This window comes from Streptomyces pseudogriseolus (assembly GCA_002154585.1).
GTDB lineage: Bacteria > Actinomycetota > Actinomycetes > Streptomycetales > Streptomycetaceae > Streptomyces > Streptomyces pseudogriseolus.
Map to the genome: position 1 here is coordinate 1 of MUNG01000032.1, position 11,042 is coordinate 11,042.

The 11,042-nt window shown below is 73.2% G+C and carries 9 protein-coding genes and 1 pseudogene; 9 read left to right on the forward strand and 1 reads right to left on the reverse strand.

Annotated elements, in window-relative coordinates:
- Window positions 1–249: 249 nt before the first annotated feature.
- On the reverse strand, window positions 250–1,995 hold the full coding sequence (locus CCN29_RS04575) for a dolichyl-phosphate-mannose--protein mannosyltransferase (protein WP_006135823.1): 1,746 nt from the start codon (window positions 1,993–1,995) through the stop codon (window positions 250–252).
- Window positions 1,996–2,080: 85 nt separating this feature from the next.
- Here CCN29_RS04575 and rsmI point away from each other — a divergent pair, with 85 nt between their 5' ends.
- The 9 genes and pseudogenes from rsmI (at window position 2,081) to CCN29_RS04615 (ending at window position 10,961) form a co-directional block, all read left to right on the forward strand.
- Window positions 2,081–3,013, forward strand: a complete 933-nt coding sequence (gene rsmI, locus CCN29_RS04580) for a 16S rRNA (cytidine(1402)-2'-O)-methyltransferase (RefSeq protein WP_442538233.1) — start codon at window positions 2,081–2,083, stop codon at window positions 3,011–3,013.
- A 184-nt stretch (window positions 3,014–3,197) separates the two neighbouring features.
- On the forward strand, window positions 3,198–3,551 hold the full coding sequence (locus CCN29_RS04585) for a hypothetical protein (RefSeq protein WP_006135821.1): 354 nt from the start codon (window positions 3,198–3,200) through the stop codon (window positions 3,549–3,551).
- Between the two features lie 10 nt (window positions 3,552–3,561).
- Window positions 3,562–4,473, forward strand: a complete 912-nt coding sequence (locus CCN29_RS04590) for a TatD family hydrolase (protein WP_031023044.1) — start codon at window positions 3,562–3,564, stop codon at window positions 4,471–4,473.
- A gap of 244 nt (window positions 4,474–4,717) precedes the next feature.
- Window positions 4,718–4,843 (forward strand): annotated as a pseudogene (locus CCN29_RS35580) (resuscitation-promoting factor); the annotation flags it as partial.
- Between the two features lie 89 nt (window positions 4,844–4,932).
- Window positions 4,933–5,088 (forward strand): transglycosylase family protein, encoded by a 156-nt coding sequence (locus CCN29_RS35585; protein WP_374193671.1) that lies wholly within the window; start codon window positions 4,933–4,935, stop codon window positions 5,086–5,088.
- Window positions 5,089–5,138: 50 nt separating this feature from the next.
- Window positions 5,139–6,020: a 16S rRNA (adenine(1518)-N(6)/adenine(1519)-N(6))-dimethyltransferase RsmA gene (rsmA, locus tag CCN29_RS04600; protein ID WP_031023045.1), complete on the forward strand. Its 882-nt coding sequence runs from the start codon at window positions 5,139–5,141 to the stop codon at window positions 6,018–6,020.
- Window positions 6,017–6,913 carry a 4-(cytidine 5'-diphospho)-2-C-methyl-D-erythritol kinase gene (locus tag CCN29_RS04605; RefSeq protein WP_006135817.1) on the forward strand — a complete coding sequence of 299 codons (897 nt, stop codon included), beginning with the start codon at window positions 6,017–6,019 and terminating at the stop codon, window positions 6,911–6,913. The genes rsmA and CCN29_RS04605 overlap by 4 nt, the downstream gene beginning before the upstream one ends.
- 213 nt (window positions 6,914–7,126) lie before the next feature.
- A complete protein-coding gene (locus tag CCN29_RS04610) occupies window positions 7,127–8,941 on the forward strand; it encodes an ABC-F family ATP-binding cassette domain-containing protein (protein ID WP_031064896.1) in 1,815 nt (604 codons plus the stop codon).
- Window positions 8,942–9,185: 244 nt separating this feature from the next.
- The gene (locus CCN29_RS04615) at window positions 9,186–10,961 is read left to right on the forward strand and encodes an outer membrane protein assembly factor BamB family protein (protein WP_086680154.1); all 1,776 of its coding nucleotides are present in this window, start codon (window positions 9,186–9,188) and stop codon (window positions 10,959–10,961) included.
- Window positions 10,962–11,042 lie beyond the last annotated feature (81 nt).

The window sequence follows — 11,042 nt, forward strand, 5'->3', positions numbered from 1 at the left end:
ATGTTGTACGCCCCGTACCCCGCCCCGCCGATCATCACGGCGAACACGCCGCCGACGACGGCGACCTTGACCCCCTTGCCCATCGGACGTCCCTCCCCCGGCCGGACCCCGCGCTCATTGAACACGTTCAAAAGCCCGGCACGCCCCGAACTCTAGGCGCTGCCCGCGCCCAAAGGGACACCGGTGAAGGATCGTTGTCCCAAAGAGACCCTCACCATCGGCCCGCCGGGCCGTGTCCGAGCGGCCCCGTTACACCCACGTGTCCAGCCACATCCGCGCACGCCAGTCGTCGATCGGGATCGGGGTGCCCGTGTAGATCGGCCAGAAGTAGATAAAGTTCCAGACGATCAGGAGCGTCAGGACGCCCGCCGCCGTCGCGCCCGCCACGCGGCGGGTGTCCGAGGAGCGGGGCGGGCCGACGATCGCGCCCAGGAGCATCGCCACCGCCAGGCACAGGAACGGCAGGAAGACGATCGCGTAGAAGTAGAAGATCGTGCGTTCCTGGTAGAGGAACCAGGGGGCGTACCCGGCGGCGATGCCGCAGGCGATCGCGCCCGCGCGCCAGTCGCGGCGGAAGAACCAGCGCCACAGCACGTAGAGGAGGGCCAGGCAGCCCACCCACCACAGCATCGGCGTGCCGATCGCCAGCACCTCCTGCGCGCACTTCTCGCCCGCGTCCGCCGGGCAGCCGTCCACGCCGGGCGCGGGCGACTCGTAGAAGTACGACACCGGGCGGCCGGCGACGATCCAGCTCCACGGGTTGGACTCGTACGTGTGCGGCGAGGACAGGCCGACGTGGAAGTCGTACACCTGGTTCTCGTAGTGCCACAGGCTGCGCCACCAGTCGGGGAACAGCCACGACCAGTCGCTGCGCCGCCCGTCGCGGGTCGCCCAGTCGCGGTAGTAGCCGCCGCTGCCGTCGGTCGCGGAGAGGATCCAGCCGATCCAGGACGCGAAGTACGTGACCACCGCCACCGGCACCGTGGTCAGGAACGCCCAGCCCAGGTCCCGCTTCAGCACCGCGACCCGCGGCCGGACCGCGCCCGCGACCCGGCGCGCGCCGACGTCCCACAGCACGGCCATCACACAGAACGCGGCCGTGATGTACAGGCCGTTCCACTTGGTGCCGATCGCCAGGCCCAGCATCAGGCCCGCCGCCAGACGCCAGGGGCGGAAGCCGATCCGGGTGTGCTCGGCGGCCTCCGCGTCCGGACGGGCCCGCCCGTCCGCGTCCACCGGCAGGGCGGCGGCCAGCTTCGCGCGCGCCTTGTCCCGGTCGATCAGCAGACAGCCGAACGCCGCCAGCACGAAGAACATCAGCACGCCGTCCAGGAGCGCGGTGCGGCTCATCACGAAGTGCAGCCCGTCCACCGCCATCAGCGCGCCCGCGAGACAGCCGAGGAACGTGGAGCGGAACAGCCGCCGCCCGATCCGGCACAGCATCAGCACCGACAGCGTGCCGAGCAGCGCCGTCATGAACCGCCAGCCGAACGGGTCGAAGCCGAACATCAGCTCGCCCAGCCCGATGACGTACTTGCCGACCGGCGGATGCACCACGTACGCCGCGTCGGTCGGGATCGGGACGTCGCCGCCCGATTCCAGGACCAGCCGGTTGGCCTCCTTGGCCCAGTCGACCTCGAACCCGCGGTGGACGATCGCCCACGCGTCCTTCGCGTAGTACGTCTCGTCGAATATCACCGCCTTGGGGTGGCCCAGGTTCCAGAACCGCAGCACGCCCGCCACCAGCGTCACCAGCAGCGGCCCGCCCCACGCCGACCAGCGGACGAGCCGGTCGGCCGTCTCCGGCGGGACGCCGAGCGTCTTCCACAGCCGGCCCGACGGCTCGGTGTACGGCGGGACCAGGCGGTCGCGGACGTCGCCTCTGACGGCCGGCGTCCGGTGGCCGAAACGCCGCAGCCGGTGCTGCCACGTCTGCCGCTGCGCGAGCGGCGACTGCTCCTGGCGGGTGTCCGTGGAGGACGCGGTACTGGTCACCGCGCCATCGTAGGGAACGGCGCTGTGTGAGTCCCGCGCATGGGCGGTATGCCCCGCCTCCGTCCGCTCCTGGGAGGATGGACGCGTGACCGGAACCCTCGTACTCGCAGGCACCCCCATCGGCGACATCTCCGACGCGCCGCCCCGGCTCGCCGAGGAACTCGCCGGCGCCGACGTCGTCGCCGCCGAGGACACCCGGCGGCTGCGCCGGCTCACCCAGGCGCTCGGCGTCACCCCCAAGGGGCGGGTCGTGTCGTACTTCGAGGGCAACGAGGCCGCCCGCACGCCCGAGCTGGTCGAGGAACTGGCGGGCGGCGCGCGGGTGCTGCTCGTCACCGACGCCGGCATGCCGTCCGTGTCCGACCCCGGTTACCGGCTGGTCGCCGCGGCCGTCGAGCAGGACATCCGGGTCACCGCGGTGCCCGGACCGTCCGCCGTGCTCACCGCGCTCGCCCTGTCCGGGCTGCCCGTCGACCGCTTCTGCTTCGAGGGGTTCCTGCCCCGCAAGGCGGGGGAGCGGCTGGGCCGGCTGCGGGAGGTCGCCGACGAGCGCCGCACCCTCGTCTACTTCGAGGCCCCGCACCGCCTCGACGACACCCTCGCCGCGATGACCGAGGTGTTCGGCGCCGGCCGCCGCGCCGCCGTCTGCCGCGAGCTGACCAAGACGTACGAGGAGGTCCGGCGGGGCCCGCTGGCCGAGCTGGCCGCATGGGCGGCCGAGGGCGTGCGCGGGGAGATCACCGTGGTCGTCGAGGGCGCCCCCGACAAGGGTCCCGAGGAGATCGACGACGCCGAACTGGTGCGCCGGGTGCGGGTGCGCGAGGAGGCGGGCGAGCGGCGCAAGGAGGCCATCGCGGCGGTCGCGGCGGAGGCCGGGCTGCCGAAGCGGCAGGTCTTCGACGCGGTGGTGGCGGCCAAGAACGCCGGTCGGGCGGAGAGCGCCGGTCGGGCGGAGAGCGCCGGTCGGGCGGAGAGCGCCGGTCGGGCGGAGAGCGCCGGGAGCACCGGCGGAAGGTGACGCGCACCGTCTCCGCGTCATGAGAACTCCGGGCATCGGTAAAGAGGCCGGGGCATTCGGGCAACGCACGGCCAAATCGGTGCCAATACTCCGCCGCACCCCGTGTGCTCACGGCTCCCGAGGAGTCCACTGGTCGACGGGGCGGGCGCACGCCCGTCCCATCAGCGGACCGACAGGAGCCGGCATGACCGAGATCTCCGGACCGGACGGACTGCGCGCGGGAGCCACCGCCGTGGTCACCGAGGCGTACGCCTTCGCCTGCATGCGCTGCGGATACGGCTGGGAGCAGTCGTACGAGATAGAGCACCACGTCGACGCCGACGGCCGCACCTTCGTGCTGTACGTGGCGGACGGCCGGATCGTGCCCTCCCCGCTCAACCGGCCCGCCTGCCGCAGCTGCGACGGCCGTGTCGTACGGATACTGCGCCCGGGCCGGGTCGCCTCGGCCCGCGACGCCGCCCACCGGGAACGCCGGGTGCCGGCCGCGGGACCGGTCGAGGCGCCCTGGGCGCCGGAGACGTCCGCGCCGCTTCCGTAGGATCGGGGGCATGCCTGCCAACGCCCCCGACAAGAACGCCGCGCCGCCGCTCCCGGAGCCCCTGCGGGTGCCGGTCGCGGACTCCCACACGCACCTCGACATGCAGTCCGGCACGGTCGAGGAGGCCCTCGCCAGGGCGGCGTCGGTGGGGGTGACGACCGTGGTGCAGGTCGGCTGCGACCTCAAGGGGTCCCGGTGGGCGGCGGACACGGCGGCGGCGTACGACGCCGTGCACGCCACGGTCGCCCTGCACCCCAACGAGGCCCCGCGGATCGTGCTCGGCGATCCTGGGGGCACCTCCCAGCCCCCTGGGGCTGGGGGAGGCTGGTCGCGTCAAGGGGCCAGGCAGCCCGGCGGGGACGCGGCGCTGGACGAGGCGCTCGCCGAGATCGACCGGCTGGCCGCGCTGCCGCAGGTCAAGGGCGTCGGCGAGACCGGCCTCGACCACTTCCGCACCGGCGAGGACGGCAAGGAGGCGCAGGAGCGGTCCTTCCGCGCCCACATCGAGATCGCCAAGCGGCACGGCAAGACGCTCGTCATCCACGACCGCGACGCCCACGCGGACGTGCTGCGCGTGCTGAAGGAGGAGGGCGCCCCCGAGCGCACCGTCTTCCACTGCTACTCCGGGGACGCGGAGATGGCGGAGATCTGCGCCGCCGCCGGCTACTACATGTCGTTCGCCGGCAACGTCACCTTCAAGAACGCCCAGAACCTGCGGGACGCGCTGGCCGTCGCCCCGCTGGAACTGGTCCTGGTGGAGACCGACGCGCCCTTCCTGACCCCGGTGCCCTACCGCGGCCGGCCCAACGCCCCCTACCTGGTGCCGGTCACCGTGCGCGCCATGGCCGCCGTGCGCGGCATCGACGAGGACGCACTGGCCACCGCGCTCGGCGCCAACACCGCACGCGCTTTCGGGTACTGAGGGACCGCCGACGGGGCGCACGCACGTTCCGTAGTCGTGTCGCTTGGGAGAGTGATCGGCGCTCGGCCAGGTTGCGGAAGCCCCAGGGGGCCCCGTGCGGTCCCCTCGGGCGTCCCCGTGGCCGGCCCTGGAGCGCGAGACCGTGCCCGCCCTGCCCCGCCGCGCGCCCGCCCCCGCGCCGCCGCGGCGGTCCGCGCACCGGCGCCCCGGACGGTACGCCGAGCGGGCCGAGGCCGTGCGCCGGATGCTGCCGCGGGCGCTGGTCGTCGCCTTCCTCGCCGGAGGCACCAGCGCCTTCGTCGCCGAGGACAAGGGCGTCGAACTGACCGTCGACGGCCGCCCCCGCACCCTGCACACCTTCGCCGACGACGTCACCGGACCGCTCGCCGAGGAGGGCGTCCGCACCGGACCGTACGCGGACGCCCCGGCGCCACCGACCCCTCCGGCGCGTACGGCGGGCTGTACCAGTTCGACGCCCGCACCTGGCGCGACCTCGGCGGCGCCGGCCGCCCCCAGGACGCGCCCCCGGCCGAACAGACCTACCGCGCCCAGCGGCTGTACGCCCGCAGCGGCGCCGCCGCCTGGCCGCACTGCGGGGCCAGGCTGCGCGGGTGACGGCGCCGGCGGTGACCGGGGCGGACCCGCACGCCCCGTACCCTTGTCCCGTGACCAGCCCCACCCCCGACGCCCTCCTGGGCCCCGCCGACGTCCGTGAACTGGCGGCCGCCCTCGGCGTACGGCCCACCAAGCAGCGCGGCCAGAACTTCGTCATCGACGCCAACACGGTCCGCCGTATCGTGCGCACCGCCGGGGTACGCCCCGACGACGTGGTCGTCGAGGTCGGCCCCGGGCTCGGCTCGCTCACGCTGGCGCTCCTGGAGGCCGCCGACCGGGTCACCGCCGTCGAGATCGACGACGTGCTGGCCGCCGCGCTGCCCGCCACCGTCGCCGCCCGCATGCCGGAGCGCGCCGACCGGTTCGCGCTGGTCCACTCCGACGCCCTGCACGTCACCGAGCTGCCAGGACCCGCCCCGACCGCGCTGGTCGCCAACCTCCCCTACAACGTCGCCGTGCCGGTCCTGCTGCACATGCTGGAGACCTTCCCGAGCATCGAACGCACCCTGGTGATGGTCCAGTCCGAGGTCGCCGACCGGCTCGCCGCCGCCCCCGGCTCGAAGGTGTACGGCGTGCCCTCGGTGAAGGCCAACTGGTACGCCGAGGTCAAGCGGGCCGGCGCGATCGGCCGGAACGTCTTCTGGCCCGCCCCGAACGTCGACAGCGGTCTGGTGTCGCTGGTCCGCCGCGCGGAGCCGCTGAAGACCACCGCCTCCCGGCGCGAGGTGTTCGCCGTGATCGACGCGGCCTTCGCCCAGCGCCGCAAGACGCTGCGCGCCGCCCTCGCCGGCTGGGCGGGCTCGGCGGCCGCGGCCGAGGCGGCGCTGGTCGCGGCGGGCGTCTCCCCGCAGGCGCGGGGCGAGTCGCTGACCGTCGAGGAGTTCGCGCGGATCGCCGAGCACGGCCGGAACGAGGAGCAGGGTCAGCAGTGAGCGTCACCGTCCGTGTCCCCGCCAAGGTCAACGTCCAGCTCGCGGTCGGCGCGGCCCGCCCCGACGGCTTCCACGACCTCGCCAACGTCTTCCTCGCGGTCGGCCTGTACGACGAGGTGACCGCCACCCCGTCGCCGGACGGACCGCGCATCACCTGCGACGGCCCCGACGCCGCCCAGGTCCCCCTCGACCGCACCAACCTCGCCGCCCGCGCCGCGCTCGCGCTCGCCGAGCGGTACGGCCGGGATGCGGACGTCCACCTCCACATCGCCAAGGACATCCCCGTCGCCGGCGGCATGGCGGGCGGCAGCGCGGACGGCGCGGGCGCCCTGCTGGCCTGCGACGCGCTGTGGGGGACGGGCGCCTCGCGCGAGGAACTCCTCGACATCTGCGCCGAGCTGGGCAGCGACGTGCCGTTCAGCCTGGTCGGAGGGGCCGCGCTCGGCACCGGGCGCGGGGAGAAGCTGACGGAACTGGAGGTCGGGGGGACATTCCACTGGGTGTTCGCGATGGCCGCACGGGGGCTGTCCACACCCGCGGTGTTCCGGGAGTTCGACCGGCTGGCGGAGGGGCGGGAGATCCCGGAGCCGGTGGCGTCGCAGCCGCTGCTCGACGCCCTGGCGAAGGGGGACGCGGAAGCGCTCGCGGCCGCCGTCACCAACGATCTTCAGCCGGCGGCGCTGTCGCTGTTCCCGGAGCTGGCGGACACGCTCGCCGCGGGGCGCGCGGCGGGGGCGCTGGCCTCGCTGGTGTCGGGGTCGGGGCCGACGACGGCGTTCCTGGCGCGGGACGCGGAGGCGGCGGAGGCCGTCGCGGGGGCGCTGCGGGCGTCCGGCACCTGTCGGGACGTACGCACGGCGTCGGGGCCGGTGCCGGGGGTTACGGTGGTCTGAACGGCTCAGGGCCGCGCTTCCACCGGGCTCAGGTCGATGGCGATGGCAGAAGGCCTGTCGACCTTGATCCGGTCGCGGTGCACGCCCTGCCACTTACGGTGGCCGCCCGTTTCCGATCACGTCATCACGAAGAGTGACTGTCTCCTCGTGTCCCGGCCCCCTCCCGGCAGGGCCTACGCTTGAAAGCTGATCGATCCACCGGGCAGGAGCAAAATGGCCGTCAATCTGGTCAATGTCGAGAACGTCAGCAAGGTGTACGGCACCCGTGCGCTGCTGGACGGGATCTCCCTCGGCGTCTCCGAGGGCGACCGGATCGGGGTCGTGGGGCGCAACGGCGACGGCAAGACCACCCTCATCCGCATGCTGGCCCGGCTGGAGGACGCCGACACCGGCCGGGTGACGCACTCCGGCGGGCTGCGGCTCGGCGTGCTCACCCAGCACGACTCGCTCGACCCCGAGGCCACCGTCCGGCACGAGGTCATCGGCGACATGGCCGACCACGAGTGGGCCGGCAACGCCAAGGTCAGGGACGTCCTGACCGGGCTGTTCGGCGGGCTCGACCTGCCCGGCTTCCCCAAGGGCCTGGACACCGTCATCGGGCCGCTGTCCGGTGGTGAGCGGCGCCGGATCGCGCTCGCCAAGCTGCTCATCGAGGCGCAGGACCTGATCGTCCTCGACGAGCCGACCAACCACCTCGACGTCGAGGGCATCGCCTGGCTCGCCGAGCACCTGCGCAACCGCCGCTCCGCGCTCGTCTGCGTCACCCACGACCGGTGGTTCCTCGACCAGGTCTGCACCCGCATGTGGGACGTGCAGCGCGGCGTCGTCCACGAGTACGAGGGCGGCTACTCCGACTACGTCTTCGCCCGCGCGGAGCGCGAACGCATCGCGGCCACCGAGGAGGCCAAGCGGCAGAACCTGGTCCGCAAGGAGCTGGCCTGGCTGCGCCGCGGCGCCCCGGCCCGCACCTCCAAGCCGCGCTTCCGCGTGGAGGCCGCGAACGAGCTGATCGCGGACGTGCCGCCGCCGCGGGACAGCAGCGAGCTGATGAAGTTCGCCTCGTCCCGGCTGGGCAAGACGGTGTTCGACCTGGAGGACGTGACCGTCCAGGCCGGGCCGAAGGTGCTGCTGAAGCACGTGACCTGGCAGCTCGGCCCCGGCGACCGCATCGGCCTGGTCGGGGTCAACGGCGCCGGCAAGACGTCCCTGCTGCGGGCGCTCGCCGAGGCCGCCCGCAGCGAGGGAGAGACGCAGCCCGCGGCGGGCAGCATCCGCGTCGGCAAGACCGTCAAGCTGGCCTATCTGTCGCAGGAGGTCGCCGAACTCGACCCCGAGTGGCGGGTGTTGCAGGCCGTGCAGCAGGTGCGCGAGCGCGTCGACCTGGGCAAGGGCCGCGAGATGACCGCCGGTCAGCTCTGCGAGACCTTCGGCTTCGGCAAGGAGAAGCAGTGGACGCCCGTCGGGGACCTCTCCGGCGGTGAGCGCCGCCGCCTCCAGCTGCTGCGGCTGCTGATGGACGAGCCGAACGTCCTCTTCCTCGACGAGCCCACCAACGACCTCGACATCGAGACCCTGACCCAGCTCGAGGACCTCCTCGACGGCTGGCCCGGCTCCATGATCGTGATCTCCCACGACCGGTTCTTCGTCGAGCGGACCACCGACCGGGTCTTCGCCCTGCTCGGCGACGGCACCCTGCGGATGCTGCCGCGCGGCATCGACGAGTACCTGGAGCGGCGCAAGCGCATGGAGGAGGCCGCCGCGGCCGCCTCCGCACCGGCCGCGGCGGCCCCCCGGGACGCGGCGCCCGAGAGGAGCGCCGCCGACCAGCGCGCCGCGAAGAAGGAACTCCAGCGCATCGAGCGTCAGCTGGACAAGATCTCGGCCAGGGAGGCCACCCTCCACACCGCCATCGCCGAGAACGCCACGGACTTCGCGAAGGTGGCCGAACTGGACGCCGAACTGCGGGACCTGGCCGGTCAGCGCGACGAACTGGAGCTGCGCTGGCTGGAACTCGCCGAAGACGCCTGACCGGCGCGAGAGTTGCGCCGCGCGCCTGCGTGCGGGGAGCGCACGCCGTGTGAAGAGGGCGTGGAGGCACGTAACGGGGGCATCACAGGCCGGTCCTCCCTTGGGAACAGGGGAGGACGCGGCCCGGTGGCGTGTCGGTGCCGGGTGATAGAAAGAGCCGTCCGGTAAGTGACCGACGACGACTCTGGGTCATCACGTATCTCAGGGCGTGGCTAAAAATCAGTGAGCAAGGGGGAACGCGCTGATGACTCAGCCGCCCAGCCAGCCGCCTCAGGGCGGCTTCGGACCGCCGCAGGATCCGCCGCCGGGCGGGGGTTTCGGACCACCGCAGACCCCGCCGCAGACGCCGCCGCCCCCGCAGGGCACGCCGTCCGGCCCCCCGCAGCCCGGGTACGGCTACCCGCAGCAGCCCGGCCCGTACGGCCAGACCCAGCAGCCCGGACCCTACGGACAGCCGCAGCAGCCCGGTCCTTACGGACAGCCCCAGCAGCCGGGGCCCTACGGCCAGCCCGGGTACGGCTATCCGCAGCAGCCCGGCTTCCCCGGCGCGCCCGGCACCCCGCCCGGCGGCGGCTCCCGCAACCCCTTCAAGGGCAAGCCGCTGTTGATCGCCGCCGCCGCGGTGGCGGTCGCGCTGGTCGTCGGCGGCACGGTGTGGGCCGTCTCCGGCGACGACGACAAGAAGGAGCCGGTCGCCCAGCAGACCGAGGACCCCAAGCCGGGCGGGTCCGGCGACGCCCCGGTCAACCCGGGTGACGGCAGCGGCGACGGCGGCGAGGAGACGGAGGACCTCAACGAGGGCCGCCAGGCGGGCGAGTCCAAGGTGCTCTGGTACAAGGAGGCGCCCGACGCCCCGGGTTCCGGCGCCGACGCCCCCGGCCAGTGGATCACCGACAGGACCGCGGTCAAGGCGGCCTACAAGGACCTCTACGGGTACAACGTCTCCGACGGCAAGCCCGCCTGGGACACCATCAGCTTCCCCCACAAGATCTGCGCGGTCACGCCGGAGAAGACCGCCGACAACAAGATCGTCGTCGCGTCCATGAGCGGCAGCAGCGACAGCGCCAAGTGCAACCAGCTCCAGCTCGTCGACCTCGTGACCGGCGAGAAGGGCTGGACGCAGGAGGTCGCCGACGGCGAGCTCTTCGACAGCGTGATCTCCATCGAGATGTCCCTCGCCGGCAACACGCTGATGGTCGGCCGCTCCCAGTCCGGCACGGCGTACGACGTGCGCACCGGCAAGAAGCTGTGGGACTCCAAGCGGTACGGCAACGCCCCCTGCTTCCCCGCCGCGTTCGCGGGCGGCGAGCGGCTGATCCAGGTCGCCTCCTGCGGCGCCGGCGGCACCAACGCGCACGACGAGGTCCGAGAGCTCGACCCCGCCACCGGCAAGGCCAAGTGGACCTACCAGTACGCCAAGGGCTGGCGGGTCGAGCGCACCTTCTCCGTCGACCCGCTGGTCGTCTACGCCACCAAGGAGGAGGAAGGCAGCGACAAGAAGTCGTGGAACATCGCGGCCTTCACCGCCGCCGGCAAGCTGCGCTCCCAGGTCGCCGTCGACGAGAACTTCGACCCCGGCTGCGGCTGGGCCATCCTCGCGCGCGACCTCCAGGGCTGCGAAGGCGTCGTCGTCGAGGGCGACACCCTCTACCTGCCGACGGCCGCCACCACCGGCGCGAACGAGCTCGTCGCCATCAGCCTCGCCAACGGCAAGGAGCTGTGGCGCGAGTCCTCCCCCGTGGAGGAGTCGATGGTCCCGGTGAAGGTCGAGGGCGGCAAGCTCGTCGCGTACGTCGAGCCCTCCTACGACGCCGGCGGCCGTGTCGTCGCCCTGCCCGTCAGCGGCGCGAACCACAAGCCGGCCACGCTCATGCAGAACCCGCAGGCGGTCGCGGACATCGAGAACGGCTTCTTCAGCAAGGCGATCGACTGGGTCGACGGCCGGTTCTACCTGTCGACCACCCGGCTGAACGGCAATGACGACGCGAAGGAGAAGTTGATGCTCGCCTACGGCAAGTGAGGCCCGTGAGCGCACTCGCGTCACTTTCCCGTCCGTCGTCCCCTTCCCCCGAGGTACCCACGTCATGAGCCAGCCGCCCTG